23 protein-coding genes are annotated in these 16298 nt (G+C 37.9%); 16 read left to right on the top strand and 7 right to left on the bottom strand.

Translation table 11 applies throughout. The features are described 5' to 3' along the window. Positions 1-106 precede the first annotated feature (106 nt). Complete coding sequence (locus KO561_RS13130) at positions 107-268, bottom strand: hypothetical protein (protein ID WP_231093734.1); 162 nt, start codon at positions 266-268, stop codon at positions 107-109. 259 nt (positions 269-527) lie between these two features. Between KO561_RS13130 and trmB the strand changes: the two genes are divergently transcribed. Then, the gene (gene trmB, locus KO561_RS13125; RefSeq protein WP_231093733.1) at positions 528-1169 is read left to right on the top strand and encodes a tRNA (guanosine(46)-N7)-methyltransferase TrmB; all 642 of its coding nucleotides are present in this window, start codon (positions 528-530) and stop codon (positions 1167-1169) included. A gap of 97 nt (positions 1170-1266) precedes the next feature. Here the strand turns inward: trmB and KO561_RS13120 are convergent, their stop codons facing one another. Next, entirely contained in the window at positions 1267-1581 is a 315-nt protein-coding gene (locus KO561_RS13120) for a PepSY domain-containing protein (protein WP_231093732.1), read from the bottom strand. Positions 1582-1727: 146 nt separating this feature from the next. On the opposite strand from KO561_RS13120, the gene KO561_RS13115 reads away from it, so the two are divergent. Both KO561_RS13115 and KO561_RS13110 read left to right on the top strand, forming a co-directional pair. Continuing rightward, positions 1728-2795: a M42 family metallopeptidase gene (locus KO561_RS13115; RefSeq protein ID WP_231093731.1), complete on the top strand. Its 1068-nt coding sequence runs from the start codon at positions 1728-1730 to the stop codon at positions 2793-2795. A 6-nt stretch (positions 2796-2801) separates the two neighbouring features. Next, positions 2802-3317, top strand: a complete 516-nt coding sequence (locus tag KO561_RS13110) for a DUF84 family protein (protein ID WP_231093730.1) — start codon at positions 2802-2804, stop codon at positions 3315-3317. 20 nt (positions 3318-3337) lie between these two features. Here KO561_RS13110 and KO561_RS13105 read toward each other — a convergent pair whose 3' ends face one another. After that, positions 3338-3778, bottom strand: coding sequence for a YtoQ family protein (locus KO561_RS13105; RefSeq protein ID WP_231093729.1), 441 nt, complete (start codon positions 3776-3778; stop codon positions 3338-3340). Between the two features lie 158 nt (positions 3779-3936). Between KO561_RS13105 and KO561_RS13100 the strand changes: the two genes are divergently transcribed. Beyond that, positions 3937-4455, top strand: a complete 519-nt coding sequence (locus KO561_RS13100; RefSeq protein WP_231093728.1) for a hypothetical protein — start codon at positions 3937-3939, stop codon at positions 4453-4455. A gap of 39 nt (positions 4456-4494) precedes the next feature. Here KO561_RS13100 and KO561_RS13095 read toward each other — a convergent pair whose 3' ends face one another. Further along, on the bottom strand, positions 4495-6762 hold the full coding sequence (locus KO561_RS13095) for a methyl-accepting chemotaxis protein (RefSeq protein ID WP_231093727.1): 2268 nt from the start codon (positions 6760-6762) through the stop codon (positions 4495-4497). Between the two features lie 218 nt (positions 6763-6980). Between KO561_RS13095 and KO561_RS13090 the strand changes: the two genes are divergently transcribed. The 3 genes from KO561_RS13090 to KO561_RS13080 all read left to right on the top strand — a co-directional run bounded on the left by KO561_RS13090 (position 6981) and on the right by KO561_RS13080 (position 10277). After that, on the top strand, positions 6981-8015 hold the full coding sequence (locus KO561_RS13090; protein ID WP_231093726.1) for a PTS sugar transporter subunit IIC: 1035 nt from the start codon (positions 6981-6983) through the stop codon (positions 8013-8015). 14 nt (positions 8016-8029) lie between these two features. Continuing rightward, positions 8030-8341 (top strand): thioredoxin family protein, encoded by a 312-nt coding sequence (locus KO561_RS13085; RefSeq protein ID WP_231093725.1) that lies wholly within the window; start codon positions 8030-8032, stop codon positions 8339-8341. A 1132-nt stretch (positions 8342-9473) separates the two neighbouring features. Continuing rightward, positions 9474-10277 (top strand): DUF1444 domain-containing protein, encoded by an 804-nt coding sequence (locus tag KO561_RS13080; RefSeq protein WP_231093724.1) that lies wholly within the window; start codon positions 9474-9476, stop codon positions 10275-10277. Between the two features lie 37 nt (positions 10278-10314). Here the strand turns inward: KO561_RS13080 and KO561_RS13075 are convergent, their stop codons facing one another. The 3 genes from KO561_RS13075 to KO561_RS13065 all read right to left on the bottom strand — a co-directional run bounded on the left by KO561_RS13075 (position 10315) and on the right by KO561_RS13065 (position 12458). Further along, the gene (locus KO561_RS13075; protein WP_231093723.1) at positions 10315-11502 is read right to left on the bottom strand and encodes a site-specific integrase; all 1188 of its coding nucleotides are present in this window, start codon (positions 11500-11502) and stop codon (positions 10315-10317) included. Positions 11503-11598: 96 nt separating this feature from the next. After that, a complete protein-coding gene (locus KO561_RS13070; RefSeq protein WP_231093722.1) occupies positions 11599-12024 on the bottom strand; it encodes an ImmA/IrrE family metallo-endopeptidase in 426 nt (141 codons plus the stop codon). Positions 12025-12035: 11 nt separating this feature from the next. Next, the gene (locus tag KO561_RS13065; RefSeq protein WP_231093721.1) at positions 12036-12458 is read right to left on the bottom strand and encodes a helix-turn-helix domain-containing protein; all 423 of its coding nucleotides are present in this window, start codon (positions 12456-12458) and stop codon (positions 12036-12038) included. Between the two features lie 304 nt (positions 12459-12762). Between KO561_RS13065 and KO561_RS13060 the strand changes: the two genes are divergently transcribed. The 9 genes from KO561_RS13060 (at position 12763) to KO561_RS13020 (ending at position 16292) form a co-directional block, all read left to right on the top strand. Next, positions 12763-12945 carry a helix-turn-helix domain-containing protein gene (locus KO561_RS13060; RefSeq protein WP_231093720.1) on the top strand — a complete coding sequence of 61 codons (183 nt, stop codon included), beginning with the start codon at positions 12763-12765 and terminating at the stop codon, positions 12943-12945. A 9-nt stretch (positions 12946-12954) separates the two neighbouring features. Beyond that, entirely contained in the window at positions 12955-13224 is a 270-nt protein-coding gene (locus KO561_RS13055; protein ID WP_231093719.1) for a hypothetical protein, read from the top strand. A gap of 129 nt (positions 13225-13353) precedes the next feature. After that, on the top strand, positions 13354-13581 hold the full coding sequence (locus KO561_RS13050) for a hypothetical protein (RefSeq protein WP_231093718.1): 228 nt from the start codon (positions 13354-13356) through the stop codon (positions 13579-13581). A 15-nt stretch (positions 13582-13596) separates the two neighbouring features. Beyond that, positions 13597-13839 (top strand): hypothetical protein, encoded by a 243-nt coding sequence (locus KO561_RS13045; protein ID WP_231093717.1) that lies wholly within the window; start codon positions 13597-13599, stop codon positions 13837-13839. Positions 13840-13930: 91 nt separating this feature from the next. Beyond that, positions 13931-14143 carry a hypothetical protein gene (locus tag KO561_RS13040; protein WP_408004816.1) on the top strand — a complete coding sequence of 71 codons (213 nt, stop codon included), beginning with the start codon at positions 13931-13933 and terminating at the stop codon, positions 14141-14143. A 294-nt stretch (positions 14144-14437) separates the two neighbouring features. Next, on the top strand, positions 14438-14674 hold the full coding sequence (locus KO561_RS13035) for a YqaI family protein (RefSeq protein ID WP_231093715.1): 237 nt from the start codon (positions 14438-14440) through the stop codon (positions 14672-14674). Positions 14675-14678: 4 nt separating this feature from the next. Beyond that, positions 14679-15035 carry a hypothetical protein gene (locus KO561_RS13030; RefSeq protein WP_231093714.1) on the top strand — a complete coding sequence of 119 codons (357 nt, stop codon included), beginning with the start codon at positions 14679-14681 and terminating at the stop codon, positions 15033-15035. A 72-nt stretch (positions 15036-15107) separates the two neighbouring features. Next, positions 15108-15533 carry a replication terminator protein gene (locus KO561_RS13025; RefSeq protein WP_231093713.1) on the top strand — a complete coding sequence of 142 codons (426 nt, stop codon included), beginning with the start codon at positions 15108-15110 and terminating at the stop codon, positions 15531-15533. Positions 15534-15539: 6 nt separating this feature from the next. Then, positions 15540-16292, top strand: coding sequence for a hypothetical protein (locus tag KO561_RS13020; RefSeq protein ID WP_231093712.1), 753 nt, complete (start codon positions 15540-15542; stop codon positions 16290-16292). Positions 16293-16298 lie beyond the last annotated feature (6 nt).

Raw genomic sequence — 16298 nt, 5'->3', positions numbered from 1 at the left:
AAAAAACGGGGTACAAATCGATGTGCGATTTGTACCCCTAATTTGTATGCGATTTATTGCTTTCATCCGAGGATAGAACCGATAGTTTCAAGATTTCGTTTTTTCTTTAATCCAATTGTGGTGCATATTTGACTTTATTTTCACGAACTTTGCGATTCGTTTTTTGATTAATCATTTCGATAGGATAGATAAATACGGCATACCCTATGAAAAATAGGGAGAATAGTCCAACAACTCCCATTTCTAAGGTGCTTTGTAATAGTTTCACTAACGTGTTTCCTCCTAATGTTTTAATGTGATGTGATTAAGCATAAGACAGGAAGCGTTTACACTCCAAACAGGGGAAAGACGTATATGAATCCTTTAAGGAGGAAGAGAATGTCTCACCGATAAATAGCTGTTACATAAGAGATAATGTTAGAATATCTTCCGTTATCCTAGCTAATTCTTCAGATTTCTCATTTATCTTTTGTTTTTTTAAAAATCGTGGTACGCTTTTAAGCGAAATACAATCGAGGAGTGTAGATATGAGAGCCAGAAACAAGCCATGGGCGGATGATTTTCTGAAAGAGAATGATCATATTGTTATCCACCAACCTTTTGAATATAAAGAAAACTGGAATGAAGTATTTCATAATGATCATCCCATTCACTTGGAGATAGGAACAGGAAAAGGTCAATTTATTTCCGGAATGGCAAAGCAGTATCCCGATACAAATTTTGTAGGAATTGAAATTGCTAAAAGCATTATTATCAGTGCTGTACAAAAAGTGAAGGATTCGGAACAAGATAACGTTCGTCTAGTGAATGAAAATGCGAAGGACTTACGTGAGATGTTTGGCCAACATGAAATCGAAAAAATTTATTTAAACTTTTCTGATCCTTGGCCAAAAACGAAGCATGAAAAGAGAAGACTCACCTTTAAAACATTTTTGGAGCAATACTGTCATATTTTGAAGCAAGACGGTGAGATTGTTTTAAAAACCGATAATAAAGGACTTTTCGAATACTCGCTCGTTAGTTTTTCTCAGTTTGGACTAGTTCTAGAGGAAGTCGTGTTAGATTTACATGCCATGGAGGATCCTACGAATGTGAAAACAGAGTATGAGGAAAAGTTTTCGAATAAAGGAATGCCCATATACCGTTGTAGGGCACGTTTTGTAAAATAAAAAGGCGTTGGAGAGTCGATTCTCCAGCGCCTTAATCTTTGCCTAGGATATTAAAAAATGGGCTTAGTGTGGATAACATGCTGCAACAGCTTTGATCTTATGCAGATTCTGCTACCTCTACAATCGTTCCTGTATGTGCATCTACATAAAATTCAAACGGTGTGTCTTCCCCTTCAACGGTCCTTGTAATACCACCATGGTAAACCGTATAGGTTAATCCATTCTTCACTAATTCCTTCGTTTTCATATATATCCAAGACCCACTAATTGGGCCTTCTTTACGAAAAGCTTCCTTCGCCGAATTTAGTGCTTTCTCCGGGGAATAAGAGGTTGTTGTATTCACCTGTTCTTTCACTACATATCCAACTAATGCACCTATTCCAGCCGCTACTAGAAGTCTACTCCATTTCATATCTGTCACCTCTACACAATTTATTTATTCTTAGTATACCTAATTCTACAGAAAATAGAAAACTAAAAGGAAAAGTATTTAAGTGGAAACAAACGAAAACATTCGATAGAATTAAAAGCAGCCTACATAATTGGAGGAATACATATATGAATCAAGAGACTTTAGATTTATTTAAAACGTTAACAGAACTACCAGGAGCTCCTGGCAATGAACATCAAGTGAGAGCTTTTCTTAAAGGGGAGCTAGAAAAATATTCGGATGAAATTGTCCAAGACCATCTAGGTGGGGTATTTGGTCATAAAAAAGGCAAAGGGCCAAAGGTTATGGTTGCTGGTCACATGGATGAAGTTGGATTCATGGTAACTCAAATTACGAAAAACGGAATGATCCGTTTTCAAACATTAGGTGGCTGGTGGAGCCAAGTTTTGCTTGCACAACGTGTTCAAATTATGACAGATAACGGTCCTGTTGTCGGCGTAATAGGGTCTATCCCACCGCATAACTTGACGGAAGCTCAGCGTTCGAAGCCGATGGAGCTCAAAAATATGCTTATTGATATTGGTGCCGATGACGAAGAGGACGCGAAAAAAATCGGAATTAAGCCTGGCCAACCGATTTTGCCTGTTACACCATTTACTCCAATGTCCAACAGCAAAAAGATTCTAGCTAAAGCATGGGATAACCGGTATGGCTGTGGTCTTTCTGTTGAATTACTAAAGGAATTAAAAGACGAAACACTATCCAATGATTTATATTCTGGGGCAACAGTACAAGAAGAAGTGGGCTTAAGAGGAGCTCAAGTTGCTGCAAACATGATAAAACCAGACATTTTTTATGCATTGGATGCTTCCCCAGCTAATGATATGTCCGGAGATGATAAAGAGTTTGGGCAGTTAGGAAAAGGCGCTCTGCTCCGTATTTTTGACCGTTCGATGATTACACATAAAGGGATGCGTGAGTTTATTTTAGATACGGCTGAATCCAATAACATCCCTTATCAATATTTTATTTCCCAAGGTGGTACGGATGCCGGACGTGTACACTTATCTAACGAAGGGGTTCCATCTGCCGTTGTTGGTATCTGTTCTCGCTATATTCATACACACGCTTCCATCATTCATGTAGATGATTATGCAGCTGCAAAAGAATTGATTGTGAAACTTGTAAAAGCAACGGATCAAAATACAGTGGATCAAATTAGACAAAACGGGTAAACGGCGATGGTACAGAAGATATTTGTTGGATCGAAGAACCCAGCTAAATTACTTGCGGTGGAGTCGGTCTTTACGGAATCCACCATCCTGCCTTTGGATGTACCCAGTCTTGTCTCCGCCCAACCATTATCGGATAAAGAAACGTTAGAAGGTGCGATAAATCGGGCAAAAGCTTGTGCTGCAAAAGAGGCTGGAGCACTCGGAATTGGGTTAGAAGGTGGAGTCATGGATTTTCTTGACAAGCTCTACATTTGTAACTGGGGCGCACTAGTGGATGAGTCAGGAGAGCTGTATGTTGCTGCAGGAGCTCGTTTCCCACTTCCACAGGAATTTCGTCAACCATTACAGGACGGAAAAGAGCTTGGGGATATAATGGATGAGTATGTGAATCGAAAGAATATAAGAAAAAAAGAGGGAGCAGTCGGTATTTTCACCGATGGCCAAATTACTCGTGATCAAATGTTCTCTCATGTGATTCAAATATTGAAAGGTCAATATCAATTGATGAAAAAAGCGCGCTAATTTAGCGCGCTTTCTCATGCTCATTTATAAATGTATCGAAGGACTTCTATGGCTTGGTCGATGGTTTCAACCGTTACATTCGCTTTGTTAGATAACTCTTTAAGCGGATGAATTAACGATTCTGGGCGAACGATAATCGTTGGCTTTTGTAAAGTAATAGCAGTTGATGCATCCATTGCTGTATTCCATTGTTTATAAGATTCTCCAAACAGAGCAATCACAATGTCTGCTTTCTTCATTAGAACTTCGGTCCGGAAATTGTTAATATCTGATGCAGCGTCATCACGGTATAAAGCACTTGGCTGATTTCCTAGGATTTGTTCCCCAATATGATCGGATACATCGTGGTTTTCCTGTGGTCCAACGAAATCTAATGGTAGGCCTCTTGTGGCTGCTTTTTCTTTTATTTCATCTCGCCAATTATTGTGAATTTGACCTGCTAAAAAAACGGTTAATCTCATCGTTTTATTCCTCCTCGGCTTCTCATGCTCTATGTATGATTATATCGACATTTCAAACTTAGTACAAAAGATGTGAATAGGGCGAAACTTGTCAAAGCTTGAATGCTTAGTATATAGTAAATAGGGAACAAAGTACTATTGATTCAGGAGGAAGTACGGTGAAGGTAACGAAATTTTCTTTCCTGCTTTTTATTGGTGCAGCATTCCTTCTCTTAACTGGTTGTAGCTTAAAATCAGAAGAGGAAGCTATAAAAAGTACGAAAGCTATAGTAGAAAAGACGTTTAAAGAAGAGGGGAAAGAGTCAAATCAAGAAATGGAAGGTTTCTCTCTTTACATCCCAGATCATTTGGAAACGGTCGAAAAAGGACCGAGCAATGTTATTTTTGAAAATGGCGATCAAACATTTATATTATTCTATAATGCACTAGAGGAACCGACGAGTCAGTTAAATTATGAAGAGGCATCTTCAGCGGACAAGCCACTATTGTTAACTACCTTTGAAAAAGAGAATAAGTTTGGATATTTACGAATCATAGATACGGATGATGGATATGAACTTCAAGTTGGAGTTGGGGGCGTGAAAATTACCACAATTACGTCTAAAGGAGATATGGAGCAAAGTGCCGAAGACATGATGGTGATGGCCAATTCCTTAGTAAAAACGGAAGCAGAGTAAAAAAATAGGTGCGACCCCGCACCTATTTTTTTGTTTGCCTTATTTATGCTTGTTTTCTTCAGACTCTTTAATCTCGTCTTCAAAAGGAGGCTCTATTTCCCCTTCTTCTAGTTCTGGTCGAGCCCCTTCATTTGAAGTAATTTCCTCTTCCGAATAAGCGTATTCTTCAGCATCTGTTTCATTCTCTTCCGCAACCACTTCTTCTGAGTCTGAATCGGATAATTCATTCACTAAGTAATCTGTACCCTGCTCTTCAAAGGCATCTTCATTGTCAACGTGGATATTTTCATCTTCCAAATATTCAGCATGAACGTAATCCTCTTCGCTATGATTGTCATTTAACTTGAATTGACTGACTTCTGCTTCTAATTCTTGAGACAAAGATTGAAGATCAATAGCGGCTTGATTGACTTCCTCAATCGATTGAGATTGGGTTTCACTAGAAGCCGCGACTTCTTCGGCGGTTGCAACGGCTTCTTCTGAAATAACACTAATAGAATGAAGTGCATCTTTTAAGTTTTCATTGACCCCATCCACATGTTGAATAGAATGTCTTACTTCCTCAATTTTTTCATTCATGTTATATATATTTTGAACGATTCGGTTAAAGGCACTTTTCGTTAATGCGACTGCTTCTTCTTGTGTTTCCTGGTAGCTCGTAAATTTATTAGCATCTTCCGATAAGTTGTTCATTTGTTTATGCATTTGCTCCACTAATTGATGAATTTCTTGTGCTTCTGTTTTAGAACGTTCAGCAAGTTTTCTAACTTCATCCGCTACTACTGCAAATCCACGGCCGTTTTCTCCAGCACGTGCAGATTCAATCGCTGCATTTAAGGCTAAAAGGTTAGTGTTATCGGCGATTTCTTCGATAGTAGCTACTATTGTCGTAATATCCTTTGATTGTGCGGCAGCTTGTACGACTTCATTACTTAAATGAGAAGCAAGATGAATAAAGTTGCTGGATGTATCTTCAAGCTTGTGAACCGTTTCCAATCCTGATTTACCATCTTCTTCTGCTCCCACTAGTTTATCCGAAATATCATCCGCTGCGATACGCGTTCCTTGAATAGCTTCCGAAACCTGCTGAATGAGTTGAGTGCTTTGTTCAATTTGGTGAGCTTGGTTCTGGGAACCTGTTGCCACTTGATTGATGGCTTCTGAAACCTCATCCGCCTGTGCAGTTGTCTGTTCGGAAACAGCAGCTAAGTTAGAGGAAGAGCTTCCTAATACCGTAGATGCCCCTTTTACTTTTAGCATAGAAGCTTCCATGCGGTGAGCCATCTGGTTAAAGGTAGAGGCGATATCAGCCATTTCATCTTTCGTATCTACTTGGACTCGATGGGAAAGGTCCCCTTCTCCGATAATTTGAGCTCCTACTTTTAATTGGTTAACAGATTTTGTAATAGAACGGATTAAGACAAGTCCAGTAGCAATCATAATAGCTAATGATAAAACACCAACGGCAATAAATAGAATCGTGATTAGTCTCATGGCGGCCGCTTGATCTTTCTGGATTTGATTATTCATTTGTTGAGCACTTAGCCCAACGTCCGTAATAATCTGATCGACATTTGCAGCTACTTTCTCAAAAGAATCAGTAATAGCTCGCGCCTGTGTTTTGGTAGATGTAATGGAGTTTACAGACTGTTGATATTTTAATAAGGACGAACTAATCTCTCTCTTTTGCTCATCAGACATATCCGAATCAGTGATTAAACGGGTAAAATCTCTAACTGCCGAATCAAAGTTGTTTTTCTCACTATCTCCAGTTTGAAGGTATTCTTGCTCATGTACCTTAATCTGTAGAAGACCATTCTTTAGGATAGGATCATTGTATTCATTAATGACCTGTTGAAAGTTATTGTAGGATTCTTCAATGGTTTTGTTTAGCCCTTGATCATCCGTGAAGCCAATCATGCGGAACATGTTAACCATTGGATCAATTTGCTTTTCATACGAAGTAGCACTTTCCTGGATTAGAAGGAAATTATCTGCAATTTTTTTGTTGCTAGAATCTTTTTTAGCATGGGTAGTTGCTAATGCTTTTACATTTGCAATAGACTGCTTAAGTGCCTCTGCATTTTCTTCGGAAGGATTAGATAGGAAGATTTGTTCTTTATGACGAGTTAATGCCATTTCTGTTTCAATTTCCCCACTATGTACAAGAGCTTTTTCTACTACATTTCTTTTGTCGGACCAGCTTTGTTGTTGATTCATAAAAATAAATGCAAACACACTTAGAACAATTAAGCTGCTGACCGCCAAAATTAAGATTAGTCGTACTCGACTTCGAATCGATTTCATTTTGACTCCCCCTTATGTATGTCTCTCTTTTGTATCGGAATAATCAGAGAATTGTATATGACAATTTTTTCCCTAATGCAACAATTATAGTGAATATTCGGCAAAATTACAATTTACTATTTAAAGAAACACAAATAAAATACTTATTTGTATTCACATAAAGGATTGTGTAATATATGGATTAAGTTTTAAAGGAACACCAAAAAGGGGGTACACTGGTGATAGATTTTTTACATAAGAAAGGGATTTCTTTATCGCCAAGAGAGTATTTTATAACAGCGTTAAGTTTTATGGCACTTGGTTTGTTTTCTTCTTTGATTATTGGACTCATTATTAAAACATTAGGAGAACAACTAGCCTTTTTCCCAGCTTCTGTTCAGACAGGATTAATTGATATGGGAAGCTATGCAATGGAAACAAAAGTAATGGGGGGAGCTATAGGGGTTGCGATTGCCTATGGCTTAAAAGCTCCACCATTAGTATTATTATCTGCGTTATATGCAGGGGCTTTTGGTGCAGAATTAGGTGGACCAGCAGGAAGCTACGTGACAGCAGTACTGGCTACAGAATTCGGGAAATTGATCTACAAGCAAACGAGATTGGATATTTTACTCACGCCGTTTGTGACAATTGCAGTAGGATTTCTAGTAGGGACGTTTATCGGTCCACCAATTAATAACTTTATGATTTGGTTTGGAAGTGTTATTAATTGGTCGACAGAGCAACAACCCTTTATAATGGGGATAATCGTTGCTGTATTAATGGGGTGGGCGTTAACAGCCCCCATTTCAAGTGCAGCCATTGCGATTATGCTTGACTTAAGTGGTATTGCTGCTGGGGCGGCTACAGTAGGATGTGCGGCTCAAATGGTAGGATTTGCGGTATCCAGTTATCGCGATAATGGTTTTGGAGGATTCCTAGCACAAGGAATAGGAACTTCCATGCTACAAGTAGCAAATATCATCCAGAAACCTATCATAATCCTTCCACCAACAATTGCTGGAATTGTGTTTGCACCGCTTGCAACAGTTTATTTTGAAATGGAGAATAACGCATTAGGTGCAGGTATGGGAACAGCAGGATTAGTTGGACAGATTATGACGTTTGAAACAATGGGTTTTACATTTAATGTGTTTTGGATAGTATTACTGTTGCATATCATCGGTCCTGCCATTGTTAGTCTTGTTTTTTCGGAATGGTTCCGTAAACGTGGATGGATTAAGCCTGGTGATATGAAGATCAACTATGAATAAGAGGGGTGTCTGTTATGGAAAATTTACAATCCGAAGAACAACTTCAAGAGCTTCTTGAAAAGGATAAATTGATTCTGATGTTTTCAGCAGATTGGTGTCCGGATTGTCACTTTATAGATCCGTTTATGCCTGAGGTGGAAGAAAAGTATAGGGATTATACGTTTATCCATGTTGACCGGGATCAGTTTATCGATGTTTGTAGTCAATATGATGTGTTTGGAATTCCAAGTTTTCTTGGATTCCATAAAGGAAAAGAAGTAGGTCGTTTCGTTAGTAAGGATCGAAAAACGAGAGAAGAAATAGAATCGTTTATTGAATCACTATAATAGCCAAATAATCTGGGACAAAAGTGTATGAATCCTAATAAAATCCGAACTGGATCGAATTCTTCATTAGAATTCCAATCAGTTCGGATTTTTCTTTTAGGATGCTATTGTAAATGTTGTTGCTAATTTTATATAAAATGCGACGTAAAAAATAGTTAAACAAAAAAATACCGGTTTAATAACTGCTCGATGTGTGTACGATGCTGATTTCCGTTACGGGTAATCGCTTTCCGCGGGCACGGTCTCAGCCAGGCTACTACATAGAATAATCATCCTTGCTGCCTTGCACCGAGGAAGCTTACTTCTAAGCGTTACTAGAAGACGCAGGTGCATCTTTCGGGGTCTTCAACTCGTGCTGTTCCCGCAGGACAAGGAAATCTTCTTAGAATAGACATCGCACGAAGAAAATTGGGCTTTATTTTCGAGGAGTCGATTACCCTCCACTCCAATCAACATGTCGTAAGTAGCTGACAAATAAAGTTCCGAAGTATAGAGTAACTTTTAATAATATTATAAGTAAGTGAAATCTTATTAAGATAGCATTTCATAGTTATCAGACTTATAATTTTTGAATAGGATTTCCAATTTTTTAGAGGATTAATTAGCTGCTTCCGGATACAAAGTTTACTAAATTAGAAAGTATTAACTTAGCGTAGGCAGAATACGAAGACTCCTCGAAAATAAAAATCCATTTTCTTCGTGCGATGTAATGCTGCCGAAGCACTTCTTGTCCTACGGGAACAGCACGAGGTGAAAGCCCCGCAGGACAAGGAAAGCTCCTATGAATACACATCGCACGCAGAAAAAGCGGATTACTTTTTCAAGGAAGCGGGTTTCTTCCGAGGAGATTGAGGCCGTGCCCGTGGAAAGCGGAGTGTTCTGCCGAAGTGTGGCATCAAGCTTCACTTTTCATTCTTTCAATAAATTTTTAATTAGAGTCACGTCGCAATTTCTATCAAACCTGAATGAAGCTCCAACCATTGAAAATTAACATACTAAGCATCCTATCTCTAATCCGTACGTTTTTAAAGTGGGAAGTTATTGTTTTGCCCCAGCCTCTTTCTTTCATCCATCGGTCATTAATGCTAAAATAACACGTGGATTAAGTTCTTCCAAGAGGTGGATGAAAATTATGAAAATGAATAGTATCAAAATGAAAAATAAGCTAGAAGAGCGTTTTAATACCAATACGGACTGGCGTACGTCGTTTAATCGAGATAAGGATAAGTTTCGTGTTGAATGGAAAGAGACGGGACAAGGAATCTCTATTACGATTCCGAATGTGATTGCCAAGTATGAATTAAGGGGAGAAGCAGCACTAGATGAACTAGAGTATCATGTATCAGAAGCCCTTAAGGTGATGAATGAAACACATGAACTAAACGGGCAAGAGCGCCACATCTACCCAGTCATTCGAGCAACTTCTTTTCCGAAAAAAACAAAAGCAGGTAAGAAGCTTCTCTTTTCCGAACATACAGCAGAAACGAGAATCTACTACGCCTTAGATTTAGGAAGCTCCTATAAGCTTTTGGAGGAAGATATGCTTGAAGCGGAAGGATGGACTGTAGAACGGATTCGGGAAGTATCTACCTTCAATGTCCGTTCCTTGGCTAATGAACCGAAGCATGACCGAGTAGCCGACAATGATTTCTACTTCATCGCTTCCCAGGATGGGTATGATGCTAGTAGAATATTAAATGAATCTCTACTAGAGGAAATGAAAGCGAACAGTAAGGGTGAATTGGCGGTAGCTGTGCCTCATCAGGATGTCCTTATTTTTGCAGATATTCAAAATGATACAGGATACGATATCCTAGCACAGATGACAATGAAGTTTTTTGCAGAAGGTCGAGTCCCCATTACTTCCTTGTCTTTCATTTATGACGACAAAAAACTTGAACCAATATTTATCTTAGCGAAAAATCGACCGAAATGAAACAAGGCATACATGAAGGGGTTGGGGCTATAGTAACTCATTTAGCCCCAATTTTAGCCCCACTTGCCAGACTTTCACTAAAAGCACCTACAGCTTTATCCTCTAATTCTTTAAAGGAATGAGAGTACACGTTATAAATCATTTCCACAGTGTTACCTAACCGTTCTGCAACTGTTTTAGGGGGAATCCCCATATTAACTAACATGGTTGCATGTGTATGTCTTAGCCCGTGGGGAGTAATTTTTTTGAGTTTTATTTTATCTTTTTCCATATTCTTATAAAGTGATTCAAATAAATCAAACAAAATGATTGGCCCACAAGGTGTGCCTCCTTGATAACTAATAAATACTAAATCTTTTTCTTTATCCAACCTCATACCAAACTTAAACTTTGTTTCCATGCACCATTTTTGATAAACTTCCAATTGCTGAACTACTACATCGTCAATTGGAATTGTTCGATAACTGTTTTTTGTTTTGGGTGAACGTTCACCATAATAATCCCTAGTGCGTTTGACAGTTATCGTTTTTTCTTTAAAATCAATATCTTCCCATTTCAACCCTAAAGCTTCACCTTTACGTAATCCAGTGTATGCTAGGAAATAAATTAGTGTATATCCTGTTATATTGGCATATTTTTTTGCGACATCTAAGAAAACATTTAGTTCTTCAGGAGTTAAAAAATTTTCAAGTTCCTCCTCCTCCTTGTTGATACTAATTTTATTAAATCTGTTACGAGGAATTATTTCATCATCTACAGCTGCATTAATGGCTATTCTGAATAAGTCATGGAATAAGATTACTGAACTAGGTTTATACTTTTTTAATAGCTTATTGATGTACATTCTTATATAAGTTGTTCTATCTAAATCGTTTATTTTATATTTACCTAGTAGGGGTTTCATATGATCCCTGATAACATCTCTTCTTAGAGAACGAGTTGATACTTCCCATCCATTGTTATAAGTGTCGTACCAAATGTCTAGCCATTGAGATATAGTCATTTGGTTATTCTCAACCTTTTTCACTTGTCCATTCAATAAAGCCGCTCTGATTTCTAATAATGCTCTGTAAGCTTCTTTTTCAGTTTTAAACCCACTTTTCTTTTTTTCTTTTCTTTTCCCTAAATCATCATAATATTTATGGCGATACAAATAACTCTTTTCACCATTTTTCAATACATAGTAGTAAATCTCATCATCAATTTTTGTTTTGTGTAATTTCACTTTTATCCATCCCTTTTATTACGTGGGTAGACGTTTATTCGGGACAAACTATATACATCACCTCCTTTAAACGGGAATGTCTGTTCGTTATTATGGTTAAAAAATTTTACCTAAACTCTTTTGCAATACCAACTGTTTCGGAAAGCCGTATAATTGTACAACCTCATCTATTGTTAGGTTTTGCATCCCCTCTTTTAAAGATAGTAATTCTAATGCGAATTGATTGGCTATTATCTCAATTTTATCTGTTGAGAACAAAGTGTGTTTCTTCAAAAACGAGGTGTTATGATCTGGATGGTAAACTGCATGTCCCAATTCATGAGTGCATGTGAACAATTGCTTTTTTTCTCCTATAGATTCGTTAATATGTATAATTGGGATCCTAAAAACTTTATTATAATAACCATAGATATTTCCTAACTGTTCATATTGAACGTTTATCCCCATTGCTGCTGCCAACTCAAATGGGCAACAGGTGTTATATTTTTCAACTAATGACTGCACCTTTTTTTGAATATCCATCCGCAATACTCCTAGTCTCTATATTTTTTAGGGGTGAATTTTTTCTTCGCTATCCTTTTAGCAATTCTAAGTGATTGTTCTAAGGATGCGAGTAGCAATTCTCTATCCTCCTCGTCTAATTCATCAATGCTACTTCCGTCAGCTGCTGCAAAACCACTGTCACTAAAATTATTTAGTATCTTTTCTAATTCCTTTTGAATATCTTGCTCGTCTTTTTCGGTTAGATCATAATATCTTTTTTTATCAGTACGTCCTAGTAGGTAGTCTGTAGAAACGTCAAAGTAATCTGCTACCTTTTCTAACTTATCTGAAGACGGCTTATTCCTCTTCCATGAATAAAGTGAATTTCTACTAAATCCTAGTTTTTCTTCTAATTCTACAACCGATATTTTTTGTTCTTCACATAATTTTTTAACTATGTCAAATGTAGTCATATCAACCATCCTAGCCACCTACATAAACTTTATTAAAGATATCTTTAATAAATAAGTTGACATCTATAAATTTCTTTAATATACTCTATGTAAGCTATTTGATTAGCAAAAAAAGACAATAAAAATACGACCTATCTAGATACAATTTTGACGCTGGGGAGCATATAAAATGTATTGTTGCAGGCTTTTGTTAGTCTTATTTGGCTATGTCTGTATTCTATAATTTTCTTTAATTATTGTCAATTATTTTTGCTAATTAAATAGCAAATTAAACAAATTAGTAGAATGTGGAGGTGAGTAACACATGCCGGAGGATTTAAGTATCAAAGTTAGAAACGAACTTTATAAAAAGAAAATGAGGCACGCTGAATTAGCAAAGTTGCTAGGAATTTCTGGGCCGTATTTGTCGGATATTTTGAATGGAAAAAGAACTGGTCCAAAAGCACAGGAGCATGTTAAGCATATTCAGAAAATCTTAAACATCTGAGGTGAATAAATGATTCCTCCAAAAGTATCAATTGAGATTGATGAAAAAGCGGTAAAGGAGTTTATCGAACAGGAACTAAGCAAACAAATTCATCAGCAATTACTGTTAGTGGATATTAATAAACTAGCAGAGTTAACTTGCATGTCAGTCCGTTATTTAGAAGATGAAATATTACACGATCCAAGGGTACGAATCCATGAGCGTAGAAAAAACAGGAAGCGTTGGTGGCTTGCGCAACCAACTTTTAAAGCAATAGAAGATATTTTGTCTGAATGGTAAATAAAAAGCGTGGGTAGACGCTAATAGGGTAATTTATTTCAAAATTAAGCCTAATAAGGCTTTCTCTTTTACCAGTAATGCAGAAATTGTTGAACGATTTTAGTTCTAAAGGAAGAAGGTGAATAACCAATGGCGGTAATAGGGGGATTAAGTGAATTCGCAAAACGACTCACGGAGATAAATACCTCAGACCTTCCACAAGGAGTGAAGGACACACGCTTAGCTGTCCTCATGTCGGACATGGAAGGTACATACAACATTCCGACTATCAGTACAAAGTTGCGACAAGAGTTTGAGTACAAGCAACCGCAAGTGATGTCTTTATATCGAATGGTTAGCGACAGTAGAAGCTTTTAAGGGGAGGGATGAGGAATGGAATTCGAAAAACATTTTTGTTCAGAAGACATTGATCGATTGAGCCAGGAGATCAACACCATGCATCACTCCTCATTAAGTGCAATCGATTGTGCCCTAAAAGGGGACATGTATCACGCAGAACAAGAAACTCGCCGACTTCTTAGATCTTTACAAGTGGTAAAAGCAATGAATGCTAAAAAGATGGCTCGTGATGAGCGAGAACGCCTGATGCAAGGCAGAAGTTTTTCTAATGAGTGAACGATTTCACGTTTGGAAAATATGGATTGCTGCAGTAATAGTTTTTAGTTGGCTGTTTATCACACTTTGTAGGATTTAAGGAGGTATGGAAGTGAAAGAATACGCTGTTTATAAAGGTGAGGAGCTACTTGCTATGGGAACAGCTAAAGAATGTGCTGAGAAGATGGGAGTCCAGGAAGCTTACATTGATTGGCTAACAATGCCAACAGCTAAAAGAAGGTTAAAAAATAGAAAAAACCCCGAAAAATGCACGGTTGGTTTTCGGATTGATGATGATTTTGAACAGCAAAAAAGCGCTAAGTAGCCGACCAAAGCAATACTTAGCACCTTAACAAAATCTAAAAGTAATTTTATCACAGTTGGACAAGCACTTCCAGCTTGTCTTGGTGGGTCAGATTCATCGTACGCCTTCCAAAATCGATGTATCCCTCTCTGACCTACCAAGATGGGCCTTGGAAAAGTTCATCCCCATTCGCGGAAACGGATGGTCTAAGGTGTTGATTCTTTAATACGCGGGGAAGGAGGAGCACTCTAAAACACACTACTACTGGGCGAGTCTTTGTGCTGAGGGCTCGCCAATTCGAAAGGATGTGATTATTTGGGATATGGCATCGAACATCCAGATGTCACTCGTGCAAGGGTAACGGGTTATCCAAGAAAAGAGAAAACGAGAAAGCCTAAGCCTACTGGAGCAATCGACTTCTTTGGTGATGACGTGATGGAAGGTGACAGCATAATAGTCACAGACAACAACGAGATTATTTTGGAAGAAAATCTAGAAGACTACTTAATTGAACAGATGGGTTTTCGTTTTACGAAGATGAAAGGAGAGTAGAAATTTGAAACTTTACGACTTTGAAAAAGCGAAGCAGATTATTGGAGAGAAAAGCGACGCCATTGTTTCAGCTAGTTTAGGCATGCAAGAGGATTGGTTTTGGACTGCAGAAGAAGTTTTCAATAAAGAAGATGGTTTCTTAATTGATCTGGACGAGGTAACAAAAATTGCTGGTATCGACGGTTCTGATTGGGCAACACCAGTTATCCGTTTATATTTCAAGGGTGATACTGAGAAAGTTTTTAACTGTTACACAGGTGGCAATACAGGAAATATAGGTATGTCAGCTTTATGTACTTCAGGTCCTCTAAGTAGACCAGTTCAGGCAAACATACCTGAAGCAGAAGAATATAAAAAATGACCCGCACTGCAATGCGAGTCAGCAACAAGTAAATATCGATGTAATTATAGCACGGAAAGGAGAATTTGAAAAATGACTCAAAAACAGATTGATTTACCGTTATCACAGATGGCGAATGGTGCCATTCAAGAAAAGCTAGATTACGAGTTAAAGAAAGTGTTTGATAACATCCATGATCCTAACACCAAGGCGGAGGACAAACGAACCGTAACCATAAAACTGGAATTTGTTCCTGATGAAAATCGTCAAACAGTGAAATTGAACAGCAACATAGCGATTAAGCTGGCCAACGTTTTAGACACTTCGGTAACCGTACTTACAGATAAAGACCTCGCAAACGGAATGATTGAAGCTAAGGAGCTCAAGTCGAAAGTACCTGGGCAAACTTACTTTGATGATAATTCAGATTTAAAAACAGACATCGGTGATCCTGTCGATGTGATCGAGCAGGAAGAAGCCCGTCGGAACATTATTAATCTACAAAAAGGAAGAGGGTAACTTTACATGATAAAAGAAGCAATCAAATATTTAAAAGAATTAGGGATTAGACCAGATGAACGGTTTGTGGACATTGTAGATGGTGACGGCAGTGAACGTCATTTTGTAGTAAATGAAGAAGGTCAAGCTCGCGAGATTCTACCTATCATTAATCGATCTGAAAGAGCTTTAGAAGTTAATACATTAACGGGTCTTGTTGATTACATCAAAGCTAACCTAGAACGTCAAAAACAAACCTTATTTTTGCAAGTGGATGATGAACGAACTGTTTATTTGAAAGGAACACTAGATGCAGACGGTGGTCGAGAAACCTTAGTTGTGGCTAATTCGATTGTTCCAAGTTTCCGTTATGACCACTATTACACAGCAGAGGAAATGATTATTGCTTTTCAATCCAAGTTCAAGAAAACAGAAGATCGTGAGCTGCTCTTAAAAGTAATCGGAAATGTTAAAGAAGAAAATGTTCGAAAAACTGGAGATAACGGTGTATCTCAAGCAGTTACTATCAAAACTGGAATCGCTTCAGCTGATGATGTCTTGGTACCTAATCCGGTCACTCTAGCACCTTACCGCACATTCCTAGAAGTGGAGCAACCGGCAAGTGATTTTATCTTCCGTATGCAAGATGGTCCAAGGGGGGCGATCTTCGAAGCAGATGGAGGAGTATGGAGAAATGCAGCTATTAGTAACGTTCGGGAATACTTGAAAGATGAATTAGCAGAAGAAATTGAAAGTAAAAGAATCACAATCATTGCTTAATGAGAG

This window comes from Radiobacillus kanasensis, from assembly GCF_021049245.1.
In the GTDB taxonomy this organism is placed as follows: Bacteria; Bacillota; Bacilli; order Bacillales; family Amphibacillaceae; genus Radiobacillus; species Radiobacillus kanasensis.
The sequence above is the reverse complement of the archived record's forward strand: the minus strand, read 5'-3'. Positions and strand labels throughout refer to the sequence as shown.